This window comes from Mesorhizobium sp. USDA 4775 (assembly GCF_054062655.1).
Genome location: NZ_JBSSFM010000001.1, coordinates 3,122,797 through 3,143,874 on the forward strand (window position 1 = coordinate 3,122,797; position 21,078 = coordinate 3,143,874).

Here is a 21,078-nt window from a genome sequence, read left to right on the forward strand (position 1 = left end):
CGATCCATGGCCGATGTGCTGTTCTACCATCTGACCGAATCGACCCTGGAGGAGGCGCTGCCAGGCCTGCTCGAGCGCAGCGTCGATCGTGGCTGGCGCGCCGTGGTGCAGACCGGCACCGAGGAACGGCGCGACGCACTCGACCAGCATCTATGGACGTTCCGCGATGATTCTTTCCTGGCGCACGCGACCGATCGCGAGGCTTATCCCGGCGAGCAGCCTATCCTGTTGACCACCGGCGACGGCAATCCCAACGAAGCCAAGATAAGGTTCCTGGTCGACGGCGCGGTGCCGTCCGACCTTGCCGGCTACGAGCGTGCCGTGTTCCTGTTCGATGGCCATGACGCCGCCCAGGTCGAGGCGGCGAGGGGGCATTGGAAGACGATGAAGGACGCGGGCCATGCCGTGACCTACTGGCAGCAGACATCGGACCGCCGCTGGGAGCGCAAGGCCTAGCGCTATGCATGCAAGAAAGACCCAAAGCGCATCAACGCGATGCGCTTTGGTCAGCGATGTGCCGCGGATGACAAGGCTCTAGTCGCGGGCCTTGATCCGTTTCTGTTTCCAGCTGACGTAGTCGCCGTGTTTCAATTTCATGGACTCGTCCGCCAGGTTGCGATGCGAACTCCGGAAGACGTACCAGTCGCCATCCGGTAATTTGCGCTGGTAGATCACCCGTCCGGCCTGACGATGCTCGAAGCAGGTGAGGGCGTTGGAGTCGCCTCCCGCGCCATGCCATTTTGCCCGGAAGCAAACCTTGCCGCCGCCGGGAATGAACCAGATGCCGTCACCGTAACCCAGCTTGCCCTTGTCCGAAGTCCAGGCGCTGAATTGACGGCGCTGCGCGGCAAAATAGCCCGCACCATTTCGACCCCAGAGCCATGAACGGTTCTGGTACATCTGATAGATGCCCTCGTCGGGCACCGCCTCGGCCTTCATGGCCAGGTCGGCGGTTTGCGACGCCGTCTTGGCTGTTGCCGGAAGCTGGAAAGCCAGGACGGCTATGGAACAGGCAAGTGCCGTTCCAATGGAATTCCCCAATATTCGTTTCACGACCCCACCCCTACAATTTACGTACACTCAGTTTTTACGGTTGCACTCGACCCTGACAGAGTACGCCTAGGGCAGGACATGCTGAGTAACCCTCCAGTCGGGTAGCCCATAGCCACCCAACCATGGCCACACCTCCTTCTGGTTGAAGTAGACCACCGAGGTCAGGGCCGGAAACTCCGAATAGGATTTGCGGGAATCGGCCTCCCACTGCGAGACATACTCCTGCTTGCCGACATAACCGAGTTCCGCCACCACGACCGGCTTGTTGAAACCCGCGACGCGGTCATATCCTGGCTTCAGCGTCTCGGCGAACGTACGGTCACGACCGGCCTCGTCATTGTCCTTTTTCTGCAGGCCGAATACCGACAGGCCGATGACGTCGACATAGTCGTCGCCGGGGTAGTACTTCTCCAGACCCTCTTCACCTTTGGGTGACCACATGTATTTGGCGGCCGGAGCAGCCTTGCGGCAGAGATCGACCTCGCGCTTGTAGGCGGCGATCCAATCCTTGGGAGCCCAGTTGGCCCAGGTGAAGCGGCCGTTCTTGTCTTCCATTTCCTGCGCCCAACGAATGGTGACGGGGCTCTTCATGGTCCCCACCAGGTTGCAGATCGCCTGCATGTTGGCGTCATATCTGCCGCTCAATATGCCGTCGCGCAGTTCGTTCGGGGTGATGCGCCAATCCTTCGACCAGGTCCAAGGCTCGATGGTGATCAAGAGCGACCGGTTTCGCTGAAGGGCATAGGCATCGGCCAAGGGTAGGGTCGTCAGATCGACGTCTTCCCAAGGTAGGAACAACTCCTCGATGCTGGCGGTCTTGTCGGCGCTGAAGTCGCCGTAAGGGTCATAGGATCCGAACGCCGACGCGGCGCTGCTCGTCTGAACGGGATCCGTCGCGGGTGCCGAGCCGGCGTCCGCCGAAGTCGGCAACGCGGCGCTGCCGCCCAAGGCCAACGCGATTGCAAGCGCACTTGCTGCGATATGTTTCATGATAATCTCCCATGGCTTCGACATCCTGCGGAAGTCGAAGCCTCGCCCACGCGTCGACACGTGATCGACGCAACCATCCAAACCCGATCGGCTTGATCGGCGGAATCTGCGGGATTTCGGAGCGACGATTGGCGGGAGTGCTGCGCACGGATTCCCGCCAAGAAGATCATCTCTCAAGACGCCGGCACGAGGAGCTCAAGAGAAAAGGTTCGCCGCGATACTCACAAATTCGCGTCATATTCCGATATATCATCCCGGGCTAATTTAAGAGCCGGTCGCCATAGAGAGTCAAGTACAATTAACGGTTGCTTAACCATGATTCGCTGGGCATGGTTAACGGGCCGACCTTGCCGGAATCCCACCGGGCGCCTTTGGCCCCATCAGCTATTTTCCAACGCTGAAAAATTTCACCGAACGTCTATTCCGGAGCCGGCCATTGGCCTCGTGCCGAAAGTTTGGGCTCCCATTCAAGGGGTTAGGTTAACCAACGTTCAAGAAGAATGGTTAAGCAGCATTTAATTTAGTTGACACTAACGGAGCGACCGCCGATTCTGCCTGTGGGGATTTAAGGGCCTTGCAGCGGTCGTTGGCTGCAGCCCTAAGTGGCGGCGTGTAGGGACATGAGTTTAGACGTAGGCATCGTCAGCCGTACGGGCAGACGGGCAAAGCGGCCCGGGTCAATTCCGGCCGTCTCGGCTGAGAAGGCTCCTTTTCTCGTGCCCGTACTCTCTCCGATCCAGCAATGGATCCTGCGGACAGGCCTGGCTTTCTGGTTCGCCACCCTCGGTTTTTTCTGGGCCTGGTGGCTGAAGCCGGAACATATCGAACACATCGGATCGTTCACCTTCGCCACACTCGTGCTGGCCTGGCTGACCTTGATGCCGATGTACTTCCTGCTCAACGTGCACGCGTCACGGAAACCTTCAAAGCTTTACAGCGTCCCAAAGAGTTCGCGAGTCGCCATGGTGGTGACCAAGGCTCCATCCGAACCCTTCGCCGTGGTCGCGCGCACGCTGGAAGCAATGCTCGCGCAGGATTATCCGCATGACACCTGGCTGGCCGACGAGGATCCTTCCGAGGAGACGGTCCGCTGGTGCGATGCCCCGCGGCGTGTTGATATCGACGCGGCGCGGCAGGGAAGACTACCACCGCAAGACATGGCCGCGCCGCACCCGCTGCAAGGAAGGCAACCTGGCCTTCTTCTATGACCACTATGGTTATGAGCGTTACGATTTCGTCGCGCAGATGGACGCCGACCATGTGCCGACGCCGACCTATCTCAGGGAAATCCTTTATCCCTTCGCCGATCCCGCGGTCGGCTATGTCTCGGCGCCGAGCATCTGCGACAACAATGCCGCCGAAAGCTGGTCGGCGCGCGGCCGGCTGTTTCCGGAAGGGATGTTCCACGGCCCCTTGCAATCCGGCCATACCGGCGGCGGGGCGCCGCTCTGCATCGGCTCACACTATGCGGTGCGGACCAAGGCACTGAAGCAGGCGGGCGGTCTCGGCCCGGAACTGGCGGAGGACCATTCGACCTCGATGCTGATCAACGCGGCCGGATGGCGCGGCGTGCATGCGATGGACGCTATTGCCCATGGCGATGGCCCGCAAACCTTTGCCGATCTTGTCACTCAGGAATTCCAGTGGTCGCGCAGCCTAATGACGATCCTGCTCGAATATTCGCCCACATACTTTCCCAAGCTGTCGCCGAGACTGCGGTTCCAGTTTCTATTCTGCCAGCTCTGGTATCCGCTGTTCGCGGCCTTTGCGCTGCTGATGTACGCAATGCCAATGTATGCGCTGGTCACCGGGCGCAACTTTGCCAATGTCATGTATGCCGACTTCCTCTTCTACTACCTGCCCAACGCCGGCGCCCTAGTTGGCCTGGTCATGATGCTGAAGGCATTCGGCCTCTCGCGACCGATGACGGCCAAGACGATCAGTTGGGAAGGCACGCTGTTCCTTTTCTTCGCGCGCTGGCCGTGGGTGCTGGCCGGCACGGTGTCGTCGCTGCGCGACTATCTGACCAAGTCGTTCGTGGATTTCCGCGTCACGCCAAAGGGCAGTGGCCCAAAGAGCCTGATTCCGTTGCGCGCCTTCGTTCCCTATGTGGTGCTGGCGGTCGGTGCGGCGCTGCCTGTCCTGCTCGTCGACCACCCCTTCGACGCCACCGGCTTCTACTGGTTCGCTGCCCTCAACGCCTTCCTCTACGGGCTTCTGGTGTTGGTCATCGTCGTGAGGCATGTCATCGAGAACAGGATCCCGCTGCGCGCGAATGCCGCGAAACTCGCCTTTCAGGCATCGCTGGCGATGCTGGCGCTTGCCGTGCCGACCGCGGGTTTTTACGATCGGGGCATGGAAGGCGTCTACGGGCTGCAGCAGGGAGCGGGCGGCTTCCGCATCGTCCGCATCGCCTATGTGGTTTCCGGCGCCGGCCAGGGCAACATCGGCACCCGCAATTTCTACTTCGATCCGGGTTGGGAAACGCGGCGCTGACGCCAGCTTCATCCGCGCGCAAAGAGCTCTCCTGCACTACATTCACCTTGATGGATGGCTTCGATTGCCGGCCGGTGACATGATGCGGCTTCAGGCACGAGCAAATAAGATCAAATTTTAATAATATCCGATCGAGCGCTGAAAGGCGGCACTGACCATGCCGTTTGCGCGAATTTTAATAAGTATCCTCTAATATTCGAACATGATGTGAATGGCGATTGGCTGTTCACGCGGCGTGGAAGACACCAAAGAAAAATATCTCCGCGTCCAATCGACTTGCATTTCTCGGCAGGGGATAGGTGATGAACAAGTTGATGAGGGATTTGGCTGCCAAGGGCAGAAAAAATGCCTGGTCTATAGCCGCCATTGCACTGATCTCGATCGTTTCCGGTTGCCAGAGCATGGACGCGACCACGACCGGCTCACTCGCTGGCACGCCCATGGTGCATGCATCCGCCAAGAAAATTCACACCGTCGGCAAGAAGCAGGTTCGCGTGTTCCACCACAAGCGCCTCATGCAGATGACCAGTGTGACGCGCACGACTGAAACGGCCTACGCCGCCTTCGTCCGGCCGCAGCCGGCCAGGATCGTCACGCCGGCGCCGGTGAAGGTTTCTTACAGGCTGGGTAGCGCCGGCCCGCTCCTGGGCCATTCGCCGTGGATCTGCGGTCCAAGCGGATTTGGCCAGCGCGCGACTTGCCGCGCGCGCTAACAAGAGTTGAGTTGGGGGCCGGAATCCGGGCGTGAGAGGTCAGGCGGCACGGGTCGCGCCAGCACCTCCTGCGCCCGGATTTCCATTCGCGCCGATACCAATCGACAAGCGTCTTCGATCGGCTCTCGTGGCCTGACGTCGAAGTCTCGGGCGGGTCTGGTTTACCGGAGCTTGCCGATCCCTCGAACCTTGGCCACCTCGCCACGGCGCAAAAGATTGACATCGGTCTTTGCCCGACTGTTAATGCTCGCAAGCCAACTGCTGACCGCGCGACCTGGGAAATCCAGCGTTGTGTCGATGGAGAGAACGCTCCGGGCGGGGTGTTCTGAGTCATGGTCGTGTCGGCGTTATGCTGGATCGGGGTACGAAAAACCGAAATGCGACTGCTGATTGCGCTGACAGTTTCGACCGGATTGCCTTGGCCTTGCATAAGTCGTGAGCGGGAAGGCGGCCAGTCTGCCAGACACGCCTGGCTTGTGCCCCTGCTGGTCGTTTGTGGTCAGTTGGCGCTTTCCGGAGCGGCTCAAGCGGCCAACGAAAAGAACGCCAAGCCCGCGGAAGCCGCCGCCACCGTGCCGACGGCTTTCGAGCTGCAGCGTCTCTACACCGACCGCACGTGGCTGTGGAAAGATGGAGCGGCCTATTTTGGACAGACCGGCCGCCCCTTCCGGGCCTGGACTTCGGGGCAGGATTCAGCCTCTGTCGCCGAGGGCAGGTGGCTGGTGACGAAGGACGGCAAGATGTGCATGGACGCCGCCTGGCGATCCAAGAGCTACAAGGGCAAGCAGCAGCGGATCTGCTATAGCCACCGCGTCAGGGGCGGGGCCATTGAGCAGCGCAAGGATCCGGACGGGGACTGGTACAGTTTCAAACGAACCCCCGAGGACCTTTCCGATGAATACCGGAAATTCGAAGTGGGCGACATTAAGGGCGCGCAGTTCGAAGAGACCCGCAAGCTGATCGATTCCAAGAATTAGGTCATGTTTCAGCCATACTGAGCCGGTGATGCCTTGCGGCGTGGCCGGAATGAAAGTTTGTCGCGGCCGGCGATTTTCGCGATCCTGCTCCGTCCCATTGTGGCAGGTTGGGCAGACCGTCAAACCGGTCTCTGGTTCGACGGCAGGCTGCCTGGTGGGAGCCTGTCCGGGAACTTACGAATCACTTATCGTGAAGGGTGAGGGTGGGGTCCGACCGGAGTTGCTGGCGCACTCTTCGATGAATTGCATTTAATCCTATAAAACGGCGAGAGGTTGCGCCCAATCGCACGGTTTGTTTAATAAGCATTGTCTAATATTCGGCGTGATTCCTAAGTGGCAGGTGGCTACTCAGCGGCGTGAAGGCAACGACAGCATAGAGTGCCGCACCTCGCCCTTGGCTTGATAAGAGGGGATAGTGATGAGCAATTCCGCAATGGGCGCATTTCGTCCAGGCATATATAGTCTACGCATTGTTGCGGCCGTGGCGATGATCTCGGGTTGCCAGGCCCTGGATGCGACAAAAACCGATGCGGTCGCTTTCAAGCCTGTGGTTCATCCGGTCCGCAGCAAACCCGCGGTCCTGCCGCTCTACGCCATGACCGCGGTTCATTCGCTTAGAGTCGAGCCTGAGCTTCTGATGACGAGCACGACAGGGTCGACCGAAATTGACTACGCTTTCGTATCACCACAGCCGATCAAAATCGGCACGCCGGGACCCGCGAAGATCGCTTACAACCCTGTCATTGGTGGGTCGTTTCCGGGCAATTCGCCCTATATCTGCAGCCCCAGCGGATTTGGTCAGCGCGCCAGTTGCCACCCGCGCTATCTCTGATCTAGCCAGCAGCGAGGGATGCTGCCGCCTTGCTTGGCGGCAGGTCCGCCGGTTTTGTCCGCAATCCGAAGAACGGGGCCGCCGTCCTGACGATCGTGTCGATGTCGGAAAGCTGCGGCATAAAGCCAAGATGCGCGCGCGCCTTGCCCGGATCGGCATAGAGCTCTGCCGGATCTCCCGGGCGCCGGTTTTTGAAGACGGCCGGAACCGGTCTTGAGGTTATCCGGCCGACCGCCTGTATAATCTCCCTGATGGATACGCCGCGCCCTGTGCCAAGGTTGACCGCCAGGCTTTGTCCGCCGCCCTCGAGGTGCTGGAGCGCTTTCAGATGGGCACTGGCCAGGTCGCTGACGTGGATATAGTCGCGCACGCAGGTTCCGTCCGGTGTGTCATAGTCCGTGCCGAAGACCTCGATCTCGTCGATGATGCCGGACGCCGCCATCAGCACCCTGGGAACCAGATGCGTTTCGGGTGAATGCCACTCGCCGAGCTCGCCGTCGGGATCGGCGCCGCAGGCGTTGAAATAGCGCAGGATCGCGAATTTCATCCCATAGGCGGACGCATAGTCGCCGATGATCTGCTCTCCCATCAGCTTGGTGCGCCCGTAAGGGCTGATTGGATTTTGCAAGGAGGTCTCGCGAACGGGCAGCGCCTCCGGCACACCGTAGGTAGCGCAACTGCTGGAGAAGATGATGTTGTCGATGGCGTGCGCGCGTGCCGCGTCGAGCACGGCGATGGTTCCGGTCACGTTGGTCGAATAATAGTCGGCCGGCTCTTGAACGGATTCCCCGACATAGGCCAGCGCCGCGAAGTGGATGACCGATGTCGGCCTGTACGTCCCGATCGCCGCCCGCAACGCATCCCGATCCCGGATATCGCCGACGACAAGCGGACCCCAGGCGACGGATTTCCGGTTGCCGCGGCAAAGATTGTCGAAAGCCACGGGCAGATAGCCGGCGGCGGCCAGCAGCTTGCAGGTGTGACTGCCGATGAAGCCCGCCCCACCTGTCACCAGGATCGCCGGTCGGCTCATGAAGCCGCGGCCCCGGTGATCATCCGGCTGCCGTAGAGCAGGGTGTCGAAATAGTCGACGGTATGGGCGAGCCCCTGGGCCAGGTTGATCCTCGGCTCCCAACCGAGATTGTCCCTGGCGAAGGAAATATCCGGTTTGCGCTGCCTTGGATCGTCGATCGGCAGCGGTCGGTGCACGATCTTCGATCTGGAGTTGGTGTAGCCGACGACCAGCGTCGCGAGTTCCATGATGGTGAATTCACCGGGGTTGCCGAGATTGACCGGATGGGCGGGCGCATGCGGCGCATTCATCAGCCGGATGAAACCCTCGATGAGATCGTCGGCGTAGCAGAAGGAGCGGGTTTGCAGGCCGCTGCCATAGACGGTCAGGTCTTCGCCGCGCAACGCCTGGACGATGAAGTTCGAGACCACGCGCCCGTCATCGGGCTGCATGCGGCGGCCGTAAGTGTTGAAAATGCGGGCAACGCGGATGTCGAGCCCATATGTCCTCGAATAGTCGAAGAACAGGGTTTCGGCCGAACGCTTGCCTTCATCATAGCAGGACCGTGGTCCATGCGTGTTGACGTTGCCGAAATAGCTCTCGGGCTGTGGGTGCACGAACGGGTCGCCATATACCTCCGAAGTCGAGGCCTGGAATATCTTGGCATTGCTCCGGCGCGCGAGTTCCAGAAGGTTCAGAGAACCGAGCACGCTTGTCTTGAACGTATGGATCGGATCAGCCTGGTAGTGCGGCGGAGAGGCCGGGCAGGCGAGATTGTAGATCTCGTCGACCTCAAGGCCGGCCGGCAGCGGATCGACGATGTCGTGCTCGATGCAGGTGAATCTGGGATCGCGCAGAAAGGTGTTGAGATTGTATCTCTTGCCGGTGTGGAAATTATCCAGCGCGACGACGTCATATCCGTCCCGCAACAGGCGTTCACACAGATGCGACCCCAGGAAGCCTGCGCCCCCGGCAACCAGGGCGCGACGTCGTTTTTGGTGCGGCTCCCTTTGACCGATCCCGGATCCCAGCTTCAGAACCTTGAAGACCTTGCTCATGCTTTTCCCCTACGCAACCCGCACGCTATCGCCGCGCCGGGACGACAGCCCGGCGACGCCTTCAGAACGTGACAAACCCTCCGCATCAGCGGATTCGCTGTTCATTGATGTGCGCTAATTGTCCTCTGGGCTCGCCAAGTCGGCGCCGCACGCGTTAAGTGCTGCCGCTCACCCGTCTCCACGCCCCAAAATCGCGATCACACGTACAGTGCCATCATCGTCGATTGCTCGCCCAAATTGCACATCCCAACGCATCAAAAATATACCTGCGGAGACCATAGTCAACTAAATTAGTATTTTCTTAACTATAACATTTTGCGGATGGTTAACCCTCAGCTGGGCTCGGCTTCGCAACGTCGGACCGTAAGCGCTCGGGGAGATACTCGTTGCAAGTCAATGGTTTGGATTGGCGGCTGATACAATGCCGGGGCTGAGAATGCCGACGCCGCCACTCCATCGCGCGTATCGGTCTGCGTCCGAGGAAATATACTTACATGAAGAACAGACCTGGGCGATCCCCGCAGATGTCAAATTTTCAGTTCACAATGAGACTGCTGGCCAAAGCCGCTTGGGCTACAAACATAAACGTCGGGATGTGAATACTTTGCCAGTATTTCTCTACGAAAATCGGAGGCATCGCAGCCATTTATAGCCAAGAGAAAGCCGAGAGCCAAAAACTGAATGGAAAACCGCTGCATAACGGCGGATTTGGACCGCGATTTTGTTCCATCGAACTGCTCAAAGGCTTTGTGCATAAGGCCTCTCATTCGCATGGCGGGGATCAACGGTCATTTTGGTCGGGAAAGGCGCCAGCGTCCATTCGATGCCGAAACATCGATGATTTCCACAATGGCATTGAGCGCATAGGTAGAGAGCGCCGTCCATTGCGCGATCGCGTATGCAAGCAGCGGCACCTCGGCACAACCGGTCGCAAAATCCTGAGCCAGAGGATGGTCCGCATCCGCGGGCCATCCGCTGGCGGGGCACGACAAAACGGTCGCATTTATCCTTTGTCGATTGGGCATGGATCGACCTGGAAGCGGTCGACCGCTTCCAGGCCGAATAGCCTACTGCCCGCCCATCTCCTTCTTGAATGTGTCGAAATCGACCTGCATGCCGTTGAAGATGGTGCTCCAATGGCGGGTCAGCGCGGCCATCGCCACGGCTTCCTGGATCTCCTCGTCGGTGGCGCCGGCGCGCTTGGCGTCCTGCGTATCCGACCAGATGCAATAGTTGCACGGAATCTGCGCCGCCACTGCAAGCGAGATCAGCGACTTGACCTTTGGCGGCAGTGCCGTCTTGTCGCTGAGCTCGATGGCCTTGACCTCGGCCCAGGCGCCGGGCAGACCGGCCTTCGGAAACTGCTTCACAAAACTCGGTACGCCGCCCATGGTCGACTGGATATCCTTTAGCGTTGCATCATAGTCGTCGGCATAGGCAGGTGCCGCGACCAGGGCAGCCAGCGCACAGCCGGTGGCGGCGAGCAGGCAACCGTGCTGTATCGACGAAAGCACGGATGAAAGAATGCGATAATTAGACATGACATTCTCCTCTGGTCTTTGTTAGCCTTACGATGTAAGGTGATGTGGAAAATGAACCTTACAGTGTAAGTTGTCAAGCGGCGCGATGGATACATCAATCAAAAAAAAGCGAGTGCGCGGGCGCCTGTCGCGCGAAATGATCGAGGACGCGGCCTTCGAGGTGATCGAGAAGGAGGGACTCGCCGGCTTTTCGATGCGCAAGCTGGCGGCGGCGCTCGGCTGCGAGGCGATGAGCATCTACCACCATTTTCCTTCGGTGGCGCATTTGCACGAAGCGCTGGTCGACCGGCTGGTCGGTGCTCTTGAAATGCCCGACGCCGGCCTTCCGTGGCGGCAAAGAATGCGCATCGCCATCGAGGATTTTCGCCGTATCGGCCGCGACCATCCCGCCTATGCCACCTTCTTTGTCACCTACCGGATGAACTCGCCGATCTGCCTTGCCTGGCTGAACGGCATTCTGAGCCTGTTCAGGGATGGCGGTTTCGACACCGAACTCAGCGCGCGGCTGTTTCGCGCCGTCGGCTACTATCTGATGGGTGCCGTGCTGGATGAGAATGCGGGCTATGCCAAAGGTCCGTCGGCGGTAAACACGGTCAGCGACGAGCAACTGGCCCGGGATTTTCCCAACGTCATGGCCGCCGGGCGCTTTTTCGGTACCGCCGAATTCGACAAGACATTCGAGCTTGGCCTCGACATGCTGCTGGACGAGATGGAACGCCTGCGCGACGGTGTCGGCGCCGGCCAGGTGTCCGGCAAGGTGTGAATACGAGGTGAGTGTCTGAATGCGCTTTCTGTTTGTCCTGATCCTGCTTGCCGGCACCGGCATCGGCTTCATCTATCCCTGGGCGATGACCAATTTTTCCGGCCGCGAGATCGGCACCTGGCGGGTCTATGAGCAAGGCCGCTTCAAGCCGTTGACCGTGTCGCTCTCAAGCCGCGACGCCCCGGTCCGCGTCCTGGTCGACCTCACCGCGAGGGCCGAACGCATCGTCTCGCAGCAGCGCACTGTGTTGACGCTGACCGCCGCCACCAATGGCCGCACGGTGCTTGCCTCGACGTTGCAGTTCAACCATGTCGACAATCCGCGCCAGGCCAGCCCGCAGCTGCCCGACAAGATCTTTCGCGACGACGCAGGCGTCATCGCAAGCGTCAATTCCGGTCCCTATGTCTTCACTGTCGGTCCGGGCGACGCCGAGGACATCCCGATGCGAGCGGTCGATCTCATCTTGCGCTCCGGTGTCGGCGAAACCGACGGGCGTGCGCGGCCGATCGGCTTCGCCCTGATGGCGGTCGGCTTGATCGGTTTCCTGCTGTCCCGGCGTTCGGGTGGAGGCCGGCCGGACAATCCGAACTCGCAGCCGCCGCCACCGCGCTGGGGCAGGGGTTGACGCATGTCGCCCAAAAATGTGCAGCGGTTTTGGGGCAACGACATGCGTAACGGCAGCAGATCATGAATTACCGCCACGCGTACCACGCCGGAAATTTCGCCGATGTCGTCAAGCACGTCGTGCTGACGCTTCTGCTTGAATATCTCAAGCAGAAGGACAAGGCATTTCGCGTCGTCGACACCCATGCCGGCATTGGCCGCTACGATCTGTCCTCGGTCGAGGCACAGAAGACCGGCGAGTGGCTGGGCGGCATCGGCAGGCTGATCGATGCCTCGTTCGATACCAGGGCGGGCGCGCTGCTGGCGCCCTATCTGGACGCGGTGCGGTCGCTCAATCCCGGGGACGGCGTGAAGAAATATCCGGGCTCGCCGCTGCTCGCGCGCCATCTCCTGCGCAAGCAGGACCGGTTGTCGGCGATCGAACTGCACCCGAAAGACGCCGCCAAGCTGAAGGCGGAATTCGCCGGCGACTTCCAGGTGCGGGTGATGGAACTTGATGGCTGGCTGGCGCTCGGAGCGCATCTGCCGCCGAAGGAGAAGCGCGGCCTGGTGCTCATCGATCCGCCCTTCGAGGAGGAGGGCGAGTTCGGCCGCCTCGTCGACGGCCTCATAAGGGCACATAAGCGCTGGCCCGGCGGCATCTATGCGCTGTGGTATCCGATCAAGGACCGCAAGGCGGTGATCGCCTTCAGGAAGGCACTGAAGCAATCCGGCATCCCGAAAATCCTCGACATAGAATTCGAGATCAGGCCGGCCTCTTTGGAACCCAGCCTCGATGGCAGCGGCATGGTGGTGGTCAACCCGCCCTTCACGCTGGAAGGCGAATTGCGAACCGTGCTGCCGACCCTGCACAAACTGCTCGCCGTGGAAAAGCCGGCGCACTGGTCGCTGGAATGGCTGGCGGGAGAGTAGGCGGCCTCGGCTTCGGCCTCGTCGGGCGGCGCTGCTATCGTCTCGAAGAGGCGTCTGCGAGCGCAGATGGCGTGACGCCGGACAATCGCCTGCTCTCGCGTATCAGATGAGCCTGATCCGAATAGCCGGCTTCGACCGCCAGCACCGCGGTTGAAGCGTCGCCTGACGTTTGCCTCAAGCGCCGGTAGCGATGAAAGCGCAGGATGCGGTCGAGCGTCTTTGGGCCGTAGCCGAAACTCTCTTCGAAACGGCGACGCAGCGTCCGCTCGCTCATATGCAAGGTGCGCAGCAGGAACGGCACCAGCGGCTTGTCGGCTGGCAGACCCCGGTCGATGACGTCAAAGGCAAAGCCCATGACCGTATCGGGCGCATGCTGGTTTTGCGTGTACGCGCCGATTGCCTTCTCCAATTGTCCCACCATGCTCGCGAGATCGGGCGTGGCGCGGACGTTGCCTGCCAGATGGCGCGCCCGCACACCCCAGAGGTCACCGAGGTCGAGGCGCTCTCCCAAGATCCGGTTGGCCGGCACGCCTAGCCAGCCGGCGGCCGCCCCTGGCCGGAATCTCAATCCGACAATCGTCGCTCCTGACGGCAGTGTCTCGATCTGCGGCTCCCGGTCCGGTCCCGCGATCCGGAACCGGCCGTCGATCCACTGCAGGTCGATCGTGGCGTCCGGCGTTATCAAGACAGGTGGAGCGTCCCGGTCCCGCATGCGGTGAACCCAGACGGACGCGAAAGTGGCAGCCAGCCGCCTGTCTGCGGGGCGTTCCTGGAAAAAGCCGGTGGTCTGCGCCAGTACAGCTTCCATCCCTTAAGCTTTCGTCAGTCTGCTCGGCCCTTGGTCTTCTCGTTCGCTCGCCATTCGGGTCCGGGGCCATTTTGGCCGAAATCTTCAATGCGGGCCGCTCTCGCCATGGCAAACCTGCACGAAGCTTTTCGGTGTCATCGCGGCCACATCGGCGCCGAGGTCACCGATACCATTCAAGCCCAGAATATAGAAAGGAGAAACCAAAATGAAAGCTCGCATCAGTGTCATCACGCTTGGTGTCGATAATCTGGAGGCGTCGCTCGAATTCTACCGAAACGGACTGGGGTTTCCGACCGAAGGCATCATCGGCAAGGAGTTCGAGCACGGCGCTGTCGCCTTCTTCGATCTGCGGAACGGCTTGAAGTTCGCGATCTTCGAACGCCCCAACATCGCCCATGACGCCGGCGTCGCTCAAACCGGCCGCAGCCCGACCGAATTCACCATCGGTCACAATGTCACGAGCAAGGCCGAGGTCGATGCCGTGATGGCGCAGGCCATCAGCGCCGGCGCGCGCGCCGTCAAGCCCGCCCAGGACACGTTCTGGGGTGGCTATGCCGGCTATTTTCAGGATCCGGATGACCATCTCTGGGAAGTCGTCTTCAACCCTGCCTTTCTTCCCGAGGACTGAACCCTGGCAGGCATCTGGCAGGAGGTTGGCATGTTCGCTCAAACGGTTCAGGCGCTGGGCGCGCTTCTGATCGGCGGCGTGTTTGTATGGGCCGGCGTCGAACATTTCGTGAAGTTCAAGGCAATGACCGAGTATCTGGCCGGCCGGCACTTTCCGGCCCCGGCCTTCCTGCTCGCCGCGGGTTCGGCGTTGGAGATCGTCGCCGGCTCCTTGCTTGCCATGGGCATTGCGGTGCCTTTCGCCGCCGGCGCACTGGTCGTGTTTACGCTGGCGGCGAACATGCTCCTGCTGCGGTTCTGGGCCTGTGAGGGACTGGAACGGCAAACGTCGCGATCCGCCTTTCTGGTCAATTTCGCCGTTATTGGCGGATTGCTGCTTGCGGCAACCGTCTAGTCTTGTTCTGGAAACCATTGTTTCGGCAACCGCTTGACCGCCGCCGAGCGAATCCGCACAGTGCGCGCAATCGACCTTGAGAGGCTGCCATGACTCGCTTCGCCAAATCCGCACTTGCCGCCCTGATTTCGCTCTGCACCCCGCTTGCCGCGCCTCTCGGTATCACCCAGGCGGCGCAGGCGGCTGACCTTGCCGTCTATTCCGATGACGATGGCGGCGTCTGCGGCCAGCCCTGGGTGCTGAGCAAGATCACCAGCCGCTTCTCCCATCAGGTGCATCACGTGCCGCATCTGCCTGATGTGCAGATCACCGATTTCCGGCGCATCCACCAGCATCGCTATCTGCCGGCCAACGACACCTGGCCGATCGGCCGCCGCTATTGCGGCGCCACCGTCAGTCTCTCCGACGGACGCGACCGCACCATCTGGTACCTGATCGAGGAAGGCCAGGGCTTCGCCTCGATCGGCGACAATGTCGAGTTCTGCGTCTCGGGCTTCGACCGCTGGATGGTCTATAACGGCCGCTGCCGCGTCCTGCGCTAGACGCAGCTTTCCATTCCCGACTGCTTTGGCGCCTGCGGCTCGATCAGCCGCAGGCGTTTTTGTGCCGTGTTGACAGAAAGTGAGATTCGTCACATGTGATGAGACAGACCTGTCTCATCACATGGTGCGCATCATGACACCGTCGCCTGTCTCCGACAAACGCCAGCATGTTGTCGAAACCGCCTATGCGCTGTTCAAACGCGCCGGCTTCCATGCCACCGGCATCGACCGGATCATCGCCGAGGCCGACGTGGCCAAGATGACGATGTACCGGCATTTCCCCAGCAAGGACGAGCTGATCGTCGCCGTGCTCGACTATCGCGCCAGGCGTTTTGACGATCAGCTCAACCAGCTTGCCCAGAAGAGCATCACGCCGGAGCAGAAGATCGCAGAGATATTCGACTGGCATGGGCGCTGGTTCCGCAGCCCGGATTTCCACGGCTGTCTGTTCGCGCATGCGCTGGCCGAGTTCGGCGATCCCGGTCACCCGGTGTTCGAGGCTGTCGCCAGGCAGAAGAATGGCTTGAGGCAGCGCATGCGGTCGATCCTGTCGGAGGTGATGCCGCGCGGCCGGGCCGAGAACGTGGCGGCGACGCTGTTGATGCTGATCGAAGGCGCCACCCTGATGGCGCAGATGGGGCAGGCGGATACCGCATTGCGTGAAGCCCGCAAGACGGCCCTGGACGTCGTCGCCGCCTCGCGCAGGCCGCAATGAGCCCGCTGGTCATCGGGCTCGCGCTCTTCGCGGCGATCCTGCACGCAAGCTGGAACGCCTTCCTGCGAACCGGCGCCGACAGGTTGTGGACCGTCACCGTCATGAGCTTCTCCAGCACGGCGCTGGCCGTTCCTCTTGCCATCATCAACGGTTTTCCAGCCACATCGGCCTGGCTCTATGTCGCCCTCTCGGCCTGCCTGCAGGTCGGCTACAGCGTGTTCCTGGTGGCTGCCTACAGATACGGCGAATTGGGACAGGTCTATCCGATTGTTCGCGGCAGCGTGCCTCTGCTCGTCACCCTTGGCGGCTTCGTGCTCGCCGGCCAGCAGCTTACCGTTCTGGAGACCGTCGGCGTTGGCTTGGTCGGTGGCGGCATCGTTGGTTTGTCGCTTGGACGCGGAAGGGCCGCCACGACATCCATCCTCTACGCGCTGGCAACGGGAGCAATCATCGCCGCCTATGCGACGGTCGATGCGATCGGCGTCCGTGCGGCGGGCAATGTCGGCGCCTACACGGCCTGGGTGCTGCTGGCCTATGGTGCGTTGCTGCCGGCGACCTTCGTTGCTTGCCGCGGCCGGCTTGCTGTCGACCCGCGGGCGCCGGAAACCTGGAAGGCACTGGGCGGCGGCCTGTTCGCGCTTCTCGCCTATGGCGTCGTGGTGGCGGCCTTGGCGCCCGGGCCGGCCGGCCCGATCACCGCGATTCGCGAGACCAGCGTCGTCTTCGCGGCCTTCATCGGCCGGCTGTTTCTTGGCGAGACGCTGACGCCCCGCCGTGTCGGCGCCTGCGCCGTAGTCGCGCTCGGCGCCATCTGCCTCGCTTATCAATCGTGACGACAATCAAATCGCCTGCCGGCACGCGCGACGATGATTCTCGGCGGTGCCTGCGGCTCGGGTCTCGCAGGACTTGCCTATGCGGTGTGGGGCTGGAGCGGCACCTGCCTGTTCGGCGCGGCATCCGCCGCGGCCGCGCTGCTGGCGTCACGAAGGCCTTGAACTTTCGGGCTGTCGCCGGCAGGCAAATCGGCTAACCTGAACACCCGAGAGCAACACGTCACTTTCGGGAACCGTCATGGACCTTGCCACCATCATTGCCTTTGCGGGAGCCTTCTTCGTGTTCGCCGCCAGCCCTGGCCCCGACAACATGACCATCGTCGCCCGCACGATCTCCAGCGGCGCCGCGTCGGGCATCGCCTATGGCGCCGGCACGGTGGTCGGCATCCTTATCTTCCTGATGCTCGCAGCCTTCGGCCTGTCGATCATTGCCGCCAAGATGGCAATCGTCATGACGGTGCTTCGCTACGGCGGAGCGGCCTATCTGATCTGGATGGGCATCAAGCTGTGGACGGCCGTGCCCGTCGTGCCGGAGCTGCAGCCCGTCTCAGGGCGGCGCGGGCTGCTGACGATCTTCGCCACGGGTGTCGCGCTCAATCTCGGCAATCCGAAAATGCCGCTGTTCTACGTGGCGCTGTTGCCCAACGTCGTCGGTGCCTCGCTCACATCAGCGCATCTCGGCATCCTGATCGCGGTGATCCTGGCTGTCGAGATTGTGGTGATCGGCGGGCATGTCCTCCTCGCCGGCCGTGCCCGCAGTCTGTTGCGCACGCCCAGGATCGTGCGCCGGGTCAACCGCGCGGCAGGCGGCGTCATGATCGGCGCCGGCGTTGCCGTGGTCGCCACGCGCTAAAGCAATTCCTGGAAAAGTGTGAAACGGTTTTCCCGGGAAAAGCGCATAGCGCTTTCCCCTTGGCAATTGCGTCAACGCATAGAGTTGGAGATCGCTCGGTCGCAGCGCTTATTTCCTGCGTTGCGTCGCTTCGGCCTGATCGATGATCTTGCGAAGAAAAGCAATGTGGCCGCGAAAAGCTCGCCGCCCAATCGTCGTTGCCTTGACCCGGGTCTGCGGCCGTCGCCCGACGAAAAGCTTCTCGACATCGACATAGCCCGCTCTGGCCAGCGTATCGATGTGCGCTCCGAGATTTCCGTCGGTCGTTTCGATCATGGCCTTCAACTGGGTGAAGTCCAGCGCCTCGCGCCTTTCCAACGTGTTCAGGATGGCCATGATCCTGAGCCGTATGCTTTGATGGATGATGTCGTCGGCGCTCACCGATAGGCTCTACTGCGGCAAAGCCCAGGACCGTCGCAACGTGGCTCGGCGATTACGGGCTGCGGTCCTGTCTGTTGCCTTTGTGTGATCGAAATCAAATCGCCAGCTCCTGACTTTACGCAGAATACTCTGCCTTGCAGAGTTATCTGTCAATCAGCCGATGGCGATGGAACTACGCTTGACAAGGTGATCTTCAGATCGGTCGTCGCATCGCGCTCGTGATCCGCATGGATCGCTCGCTCGTAGAAGATGATTGCTTCGATGAGGTGGCAGGTCGTGATATTCGCGGCCAAAGATCATGCGTGAAGCTGCTCGCTAATCTTCGCGGCTTCATGGTGGGTTCGCATCGAGAATGCCGGAGTGAAATTGCTGGCGGTATCGGAAGATCAGCAGCGGATTTTTGCGATGACGAGTGCGATCGTGTGTCGATCTCAACCAAAATTTAAGCTGAGAAGATCATACCATTGCTTCGCTGGCTAGCGAGCCGCGAGTCAGATATGCATTGCGCGCCGGGGTCATTCACGGCCAACGGCATAACGTGAAGGGGCATGACATGGCTAAGCAGTCATCTAAAGCGCCGGCATCCAAGGCACCGGCAAAGAAAGCACCCGCAAAAGCAGTCGCGGCGAAGGCCGCAACAGCAGTGAAGAAAGCAGCGCCTGCGAAGGCGGCGGCAAAGCCTGCGGCGAAGGCAGCACCGGCCAAGAAGCCGGCGGCGGCCAAGGCTGTGGCAAAGCCGGCAGTGAAGAAGGCAGCGCCCGCCAAGGCAGCGGCAAAGCCGGCAGCGAAGGCAGCACCGGCGAAGAAGCCGGCGGCCAAGGCAGCGGCGAAGCCCGCAGCCAAGCCCGCAGCCAAGAAAGCAGCGCCCGCCAAGGCAGCGGCAAAGCCCGCCGCGAAGGCGGCGGCAAAGCCGGCCGCGAAAGCAGCGGCGGCCGCGACAAAGCCCGCGGTGAAGAAAGCCGCCGCGCCGAAGGCCAAGGCAGCGCCTGCGAAGGCGAAGGCTCCGGCCAAGAAGTAGACCAGTCGTTGGGGCGTCGCGTATCCCTTCGGGGTTCGCAAGGACGCTCTGACGCTCTGGATCGAAGCTGTCCGGCAGCGGGGTTCAGCCTTGAGGGCTGAACATCGGGATGGGATCGAGGGGCAAGCAAAGCGAGGCGCCGGTTGGCTGCCTCGCTCGCTCTTTGGATCGTCTCCTTGCCGCGGTCGGCGAAGGCCCGGGTGCGATGCTTCGGGTTCGTGGGATGAATGCAGGTTTGAATCCCGTCAACCTGCCGTCATCGTTTGCGCGTGTTTCGGCGTACCAGTCCGTGGGCTTGTCCGTGATGTCTGGAGCGGAAACCGCCATCGGTTTCTGGCTGCTGTTTTTTCGCGCTCTGGCGGTTGATCGCAAGTGCCTGTCCAGTCAACACTGGGCGCCTGCAAACAGGAAACCGATCATGCCGAAGCTGCTCTATGCGTCCACCTCTCCTTACAGCTCCAAGGTAAGGATGGCCGCGGCCTATGCCGGGGTCGCGATCGATCTGGTGCCGGTCAAGACCGAGGACAAACCAGCCGAACTGATCGGCGCCAATCCGCTCGGCAAGATACCGGCGCTGGTGCTCGACGATGGCCGTTCTGTTCACGACAGCCGCGCCATCATCCAGCACCTCAACCGGATTTCGAAGAACGCTTTGTTTCCGCGCAATCCCGACAAGCGGCTGGAGGCGGAGGTGCTGGAGGCGCTGGCCGACGGCATCTGCGATTGCGCGCTGTCGATGGTCTATGAGCGCCGCATCCGGCCCGAAGAGATGGTCTATCAGCCCTGGCTCGACCGGCAGTGGACGAAGATCACCGCCGCGCTCGATCTGCTCAATGCCAATCCGCCGAAACTGCCGAAGAAGATCACTGCCGGTCAGATGGCGTTGCGTGCCTGCCTCGGCTATCTCGCGCTGCGTTTCGCCGGCAAATGGGAAAAAGGCCGTGGCCGGTTGACCCGCTGGGCAGCGCGTTTCGACGAAAAATTTCCGGAGCTGAAGTCGGCGGTTCCGGCCTGAGCACCGGCAATAAAAAAGCCGGGCGCGAGGCCCGGCTTTTTCGTGTCGTGGCTTGAACGACTTAGAACTTCATACCGAGGCCGAAAGTGACGCGGTTGTCGGTCGCCTTGACCTTGCCGATACCATCGAAGCTCTTCGAGCCGAAGTCCGTGTAGCGGTACTCGACACGGCCGAAGACGTTGTCGGTCAGCTTGATGTCGGTGCCGACGCCGGCGGTCCAGCCGATCATCGTGGCGGTGTCGCTGGCCGGAATGACCGAGTCTTCCACCTTCAGGCTCCTGCCGGCGAGACCGCCGGTGCCATAGAGCAGGATTTCCGGGGTCACGGCGTAGCCGAGACGGGCACGCAGCGAGCCTTCGAAGCCGCCCTTCGAGTTGATGCCGTTGTCGTCACCCTTGACGCCGTTGTAGCCGAGTTCGGCTTCACCGCCGTACACGAAGTTCTCCTGCTGCCACTGATAGCCGCCGAAGACGCTACCGACGAAACCCTTTGTGCCGGTCGAAACGTCGAAATCCTTCTCCTTGGTACGGCCGCTGAAGCCGTAGCCAACGTTAAGACCAGCATACGGGCCAGCCCAGGACGCGACAGGCAGTTCGGCAACCGGAGCGGGTGCCGGGGGCTCTTCCTGGACGACGTCTGCGGCATAGGCAGTACCACCGAGGGCGAAGAGCCCGAGCGCGACGGCCAGCGGCCGTGCGAATTTGAGATTGGCTTGCATTGTTCTTTACTCCTTAAGCCACAGGACACAGGCTTGTTTCTCACGATCGCCATCAACCCGTCCGGGGGGTGAAACGGATCTGGCGTTCGTCGGTTCCAAATGTCGTGTCAAAATGCGGCTGAAGCGAACCTGAACTTGGGTCATTACCCGGCGCGAATGAGGCG

At 61.3% G+C, this 21,078-nt stretch carries 24 protein-coding genes and 1 pseudogene; 16 read left to right on the forward strand and 9 right to left on the reverse strand.

Going from position 1 to position 21,078, the window contains the following annotated elements; translation table 11 throughout:
- The first annotated feature begins 6 nt into the window (after positions 1 to 6).
- Entirely contained in the window at positions 7 to 456 is a 450-nt protein-coding gene (locus ACVILI_RS14895; protein WP_019857282.1) for a DNA polymerase III subunit chi, read from the forward strand.
- Between the two features lie 78 nt (positions 457 to 534).
- Here ACVILI_RS14895 and ACVILI_RS14900 read toward each other — a convergent pair whose 3' ends face one another.
- Together ACVILI_RS14900 and ACVILI_RS14905 are read right to left on the reverse strand one after the other, a co-directional pair.
- A complete protein-coding gene (locus tag ACVILI_RS14900) occupies positions 535 to 1,053 on the reverse strand; it encodes a DUF995 domain-containing protein (RefSeq protein WP_038645744.1) in 519 nt (172 codons plus the stop codon).
- A gap of 66 nt (positions 1,054 to 1,119) precedes the next feature.
- A complete protein-coding gene (locus ACVILI_RS14905) occupies positions 1,120 to 2,043 on the reverse strand; it encodes a glycoside hydrolase family 26 protein (RefSeq protein WP_038652399.1) in 924 nt (307 codons plus the stop codon).
- 620 nt (positions 2,044 to 2,663) lie between these two features.
- On the opposite strand from ACVILI_RS14905, the pseudogene ACVILI_RS14910 reads away from it, so the two are divergent.
- From ACVILI_RS14910 to ACVILI_RS14925, 4 genes and pseudogenes are all read left to right on the forward strand, one after another.
- Positions 2,664 to 4,539: pseudogene (locus tag ACVILI_RS14910) on the forward strand (glycosyltransferase family 2 protein).
- 302 nt (positions 4,540 to 4,841) lie between these two features.
- Positions 4,842 to 5,252, forward strand: a complete 411-nt coding sequence (locus ACVILI_RS14915; protein ID WP_223217757.1) for a hypothetical protein — start codon at positions 4,842 to 4,844, stop codon at positions 5,250 to 5,252.
- Positions 5,253 to 5,584: 332 nt separating this feature from the next.
- Positions 5,585 to 6,229 carry a DUF995 domain-containing protein gene (locus ACVILI_RS14920; RefSeq protein WP_244748221.1) on the forward strand — a complete coding sequence of 215 codons (645 nt, stop codon included), beginning with the start codon at positions 5,585 to 5,587 and terminating at the stop codon, positions 6,227 to 6,229.
- A 418-nt stretch (positions 6,230 to 6,647) separates the two neighbouring features.
- Complete coding sequence (locus ACVILI_RS14925) at positions 6,648 to 7,061, forward strand: hypothetical protein (RefSeq protein WP_069091813.1); 414 nt, start codon at positions 6,648 to 6,650, stop codon at positions 7,059 to 7,061.
- 1 nt (position 7,062) lies between these two features.
- Here the strand turns inward: ACVILI_RS14925 and galE are convergent, their stop codons facing one another.
- The 4 genes from galE to ACVILI_RS14945 all read right to left on the reverse strand — a co-directional run bounded on the left by galE (position 7,063) and on the right by ACVILI_RS14945 (position 10,672).
- Entirely contained in the window at positions 7,063 to 8,094 is a 1,032-nt protein-coding gene (galE, locus tag ACVILI_RS14930; protein WP_038645756.1) for a UDP-glucose 4-epimerase GalE, read from the reverse strand.
- Positions 8,091 to 9,131: a UDP-glucuronic acid decarboxylase family protein gene (locus ACVILI_RS14935; protein WP_038645758.1), complete on the reverse strand. Its 1,041-nt coding sequence runs from the start codon at positions 9,129 to 9,131 to the stop codon at positions 8,091 to 8,093. The genes galE and ACVILI_RS14935 overlap by 4 nt, the downstream gene beginning before the upstream one ends.
- Positions 9,132 to 9,658: 527 nt before the next feature.
- Positions 9,659 to 9,886 (reverse strand): hypothetical protein, encoded by a 228-nt coding sequence (locus tag ACVILI_RS14940; protein WP_141700921.1) that lies wholly within the window; start codon positions 9,884 to 9,886, stop codon positions 9,659 to 9,661.
- A 312-nt stretch (positions 9,887 to 10,198) separates the two neighbouring features.
- Complete coding sequence (locus tag ACVILI_RS14945; protein WP_051726760.1) at positions 10,199 to 10,672, reverse strand: carboxymuconolactone decarboxylase family protein; 474 nt, start codon at positions 10,670 to 10,672, stop codon at positions 10,199 to 10,201.
- 112 nt (positions 10,673 to 10,784) lie between these two features.
- On the opposite strand from ACVILI_RS14945, the gene ACVILI_RS14950 reads away from it, so the two are divergent.
- The 3 genes from ACVILI_RS14950 to ACVILI_RS14960 all read left to right on the forward strand — a co-directional run bounded on the left by ACVILI_RS14950 (position 10,785) and on the right by ACVILI_RS14960 (position 12,971).
- Positions 10,785 to 11,435 (forward strand): TetR/AcrR family transcriptional regulator, encoded by a 651-nt coding sequence (locus ACVILI_RS14950; RefSeq protein WP_240564698.1) that lies wholly within the window; start codon positions 10,785 to 10,787, stop codon positions 11,433 to 11,435.
- A gap of 19 nt (positions 11,436 to 11,454) precedes the next feature.
- A complete protein-coding gene (locus ACVILI_RS14955) occupies positions 11,455 to 12,060 on the forward strand; it encodes a hypothetical protein (protein ID WP_038645766.1) in 606 nt (201 codons plus the stop codon).
- Positions 12,061 to 12,122: 62 nt separating this feature from the next.
- The gene (locus ACVILI_RS14960; RefSeq protein WP_019857293.1) at positions 12,123 to 12,971 is read left to right on the forward strand and encodes a 23S rRNA (adenine(2030)-N(6))-methyltransferase RlmJ; all 849 of its coding nucleotides are present in this window, start codon (positions 12,123 to 12,125) and stop codon (positions 12,969 to 12,971) included.
- Positions 12,972 to 13,005: 34 nt separating this feature from the next.
- Here ACVILI_RS14960 and ACVILI_RS14965 read toward each other — a convergent pair whose 3' ends face one another.
- Positions 13,006 to 13,779 carry an AraC family transcriptional regulator gene (locus tag ACVILI_RS14965; RefSeq protein WP_020628817.1) on the reverse strand — a complete coding sequence of 258 codons (774 nt, stop codon included), beginning with the start codon at positions 13,777 to 13,779 and terminating at the stop codon, positions 13,006 to 13,008.
- A gap of 205 nt (positions 13,780 to 13,984) precedes the next feature.
- Between ACVILI_RS14965 and ACVILI_RS14970 the strand changes: the two genes are divergently transcribed.
- The 6 genes from ACVILI_RS14970 (at position 13,985) to ACVILI_RS14995 (ending at position 17,743) form a co-directional block, all read left to right on the forward strand.
- Positions 13,985 to 14,407 (forward strand): VOC family protein, encoded by a 423-nt coding sequence (locus ACVILI_RS14970; RefSeq protein WP_019857298.1) that lies wholly within the window; start codon positions 13,985 to 13,987, stop codon positions 14,405 to 14,407.
- A gap of 30 nt (positions 14,408 to 14,437) precedes the next feature.
- A complete protein-coding gene (locus ACVILI_RS14975) occupies positions 14,438 to 14,800 on the forward strand; it encodes a DoxX family protein (RefSeq protein ID WP_019857299.1) in 363 nt (120 codons plus the stop codon).
- 89 nt (positions 14,801 to 14,889) lie between these two features.
- Positions 14,890 to 15,342: a hypothetical protein gene (locus ACVILI_RS14980; RefSeq protein ID WP_019857300.1), complete on the forward strand. Its 453-nt coding sequence runs from the start codon at positions 14,890 to 14,892 to the stop codon at positions 15,340 to 15,342.
- Positions 15,343 to 15,475: 133 nt separating this feature from the next.
- Positions 15,476 to 16,057 (forward strand): TetR/AcrR family transcriptional regulator, encoded by a 582-nt coding sequence (locus ACVILI_RS14985; protein ID WP_038652405.1) that lies wholly within the window; start codon positions 15,476 to 15,478, stop codon positions 16,055 to 16,057.
- Positions 16,054 to 16,890 (forward strand): EamA family transporter, encoded by an 837-nt coding sequence (locus ACVILI_RS14990; protein ID WP_457102474.1) that lies wholly within the window; start codon positions 16,054 to 16,056, stop codon positions 16,888 to 16,890. The genes ACVILI_RS14985 and ACVILI_RS14990 overlap by 4 nt, the downstream gene beginning before the upstream one ends.
- Positions 16,891 to 17,128: 238 nt before the next feature.
- Positions 17,129 to 17,743 (forward strand): LysE family translocator, encoded by a 615-nt coding sequence (locus ACVILI_RS14995; RefSeq protein ID WP_019857303.1) that lies wholly within the window; start codon positions 17,129 to 17,131, stop codon positions 17,741 to 17,743.
- Between the two features lie 108 nt (positions 17,744 to 17,851).
- Here the strand turns inward: ACVILI_RS14995 and ACVILI_RS15000 are convergent, their stop codons facing one another.
- Positions 17,852 to 18,163, reverse strand: coding sequence for a transcriptional regulator (locus ACVILI_RS15000; RefSeq protein ID WP_038645770.1), 312 nt, complete (start codon positions 18,161 to 18,163; stop codon positions 17,852 to 17,854).
- A gap of 643 nt (positions 18,164 to 18,806) precedes the next feature.
- Between ACVILI_RS15000 and ACVILI_RS15005 the strand changes: the two genes are divergently transcribed.
- Entirely contained in the window at positions 18,807 to 19,181 is a 375-nt protein-coding gene (locus ACVILI_RS15005) for a hypothetical protein (protein WP_196232816.1), read from the forward strand.
- 418 nt (positions 19,182 to 19,599) lie between these two features.
- Entirely contained in the window at positions 19,600 to 20,196 is a 597-nt protein-coding gene (locus ACVILI_RS15010) for a glutathione S-transferase family protein (protein WP_457102475.1), read from the forward strand.
- Positions 20,197 to 20,257: 61 nt separating this feature from the next.
- Here ACVILI_RS15010 and ACVILI_RS15015 read toward each other — a convergent pair whose 3' ends face one another.
- Positions 20,258 to 20,914, reverse strand: a complete 657-nt coding sequence (locus ACVILI_RS15015) for an outer membrane protein (protein WP_038645772.1) — start codon at positions 20,912 to 20,914, stop codon at positions 20,258 to 20,260.
- Positions 20,915 to 21,078: the final 164 nt, after the last annotated feature.

Bases quoted from the DNA above. Each gene is read 5' to 3' on its own strand.
- ACVILI_RS14920 (WP_244748221.1), top strand. From the start codon at position 5,585: ATGGTCGTGTCGGCGTTATGCTGGATCGGGGTACGAAAAACCGAAATG.
- ACVILI_RS14975 (WP_019857299.1), top strand. From the start codon at position 14,438: ATGTTCGCTCAAACGGTTCAGGCGCTGGGCGCGCTTCTGATCGGCGGC.
- ACVILI_RS14940 (WP_141700921.1), bottom strand. From the start codon at position 9,886: ATGCACAAAGCCTTTGAGCAGTTCGATGGAACAAAATCGCGGTCCAAA.
- ACVILI_RS14960 (WP_019857293.1), top strand. From the start codon at position 12,123: ATGAATTACCGCCACGCGTACCACGCCGGAAATTTCGCCGATGTCGTC.
- ACVILI_RS14895 (WP_019857282.1), top strand. From the start codon at position 7: ATGGCCGATGTGCTGTTCTACCATCTGACCGAATCGACCCTGGAGGAG.
- galE (WP_038645756.1), bottom strand. From the start codon at position 8,094: ATGAGCCGACCGGCGATCCTGGTGACAGGTGGGGCGGGCTTCATCGGC.
- ACVILI_RS14905 (WP_038652399.1), bottom strand. From the start codon at position 2,043: ATGAAACATATCGCAGCAAGTGCGCTTGCAATCGCGTTGGCCTTGGGC.
- ACVILI_RS14935 (WP_038645758.1), bottom strand. From the start codon at position 9,131: ATGAGCAAGGTCTTCAAGGTTCTGAAGCTGGGATCCGGGATCGGTCAA.
- ACVILI_RS14970 (WP_019857298.1), top strand. From the start codon at position 13,985: ATGAAAGCTCGCATCAGTGTCATCACGCTTGGTGTCGATAATCTGGAG.
- ACVILI_RS14915 (WP_223217757.1), top strand. From the start codon at position 4,842: ATGAACAAGTTGATGAGGGATTTGGCTGCCAAGGGCAGAAAAAATGCC.
- ACVILI_RS15010 (WP_457102475.1), top strand. From the start codon at position 19,600: ATGCCGAAGCTGCTCTATGCGTCCACCTCTCCTTACAGCTCCAAGGTA.
- ACVILI_RS14985 (WP_038652405.1), top strand. From the start codon at position 15,476: ATGACACCGTCGCCTGTCTCCGACAAACGCCAGCATGTTGTCGAAACC.
- ACVILI_RS14965 (WP_020628817.1), bottom strand. From the start codon at position 13,779: ATGGAAGCTGTACTGGCGCAGACCACCGGCTTTTTCCAGGAACGCCCC.
- ACVILI_RS14995 (WP_019857303.1), top strand. From the start codon at position 17,129: ATGGACCTTGCCACCATCATTGCCTTTGCGGGAGCCTTCTTCGTGTTC.
- ACVILI_RS14925 (WP_069091813.1), top strand. From the start codon at position 6,648: ATGAGCAATTCCGCAATGGGCGCATTTCGTCCAGGCATATATAGTCTA.
- ACVILI_RS14945 (WP_051726760.1), bottom strand. From the start codon at position 10,672: ATGTCTAATTATCGCATTCTTTCATCCGTGCTTTCGTCGATACAGCAC.
- ACVILI_RS14980 (WP_019857300.1), top strand. From the start codon at position 14,890: ATGACTCGCTTCGCCAAATCCGCACTTGCCGCCCTGATTTCGCTCTGC.
- ACVILI_RS14990 (WP_457102474.1), top strand. From the start codon at position 16,054: ATGAGCCCGCTGGTCATCGGGCTCGCGCTCTTCGCGGCGATCCTGCAC.
- ACVILI_RS15015 (WP_038645772.1), bottom strand. From the start codon at position 20,914: ATGCAAGCCAATCTCAAATTCGCACGGCCGCTGGCCGTCGCGCTCGGG.
- ACVILI_RS14955 (WP_038645766.1), top strand. From the start codon at position 11,455: ATGCGCTTTCTGTTTGTCCTGATCCTGCTTGCCGGCACCGGCATCGGC.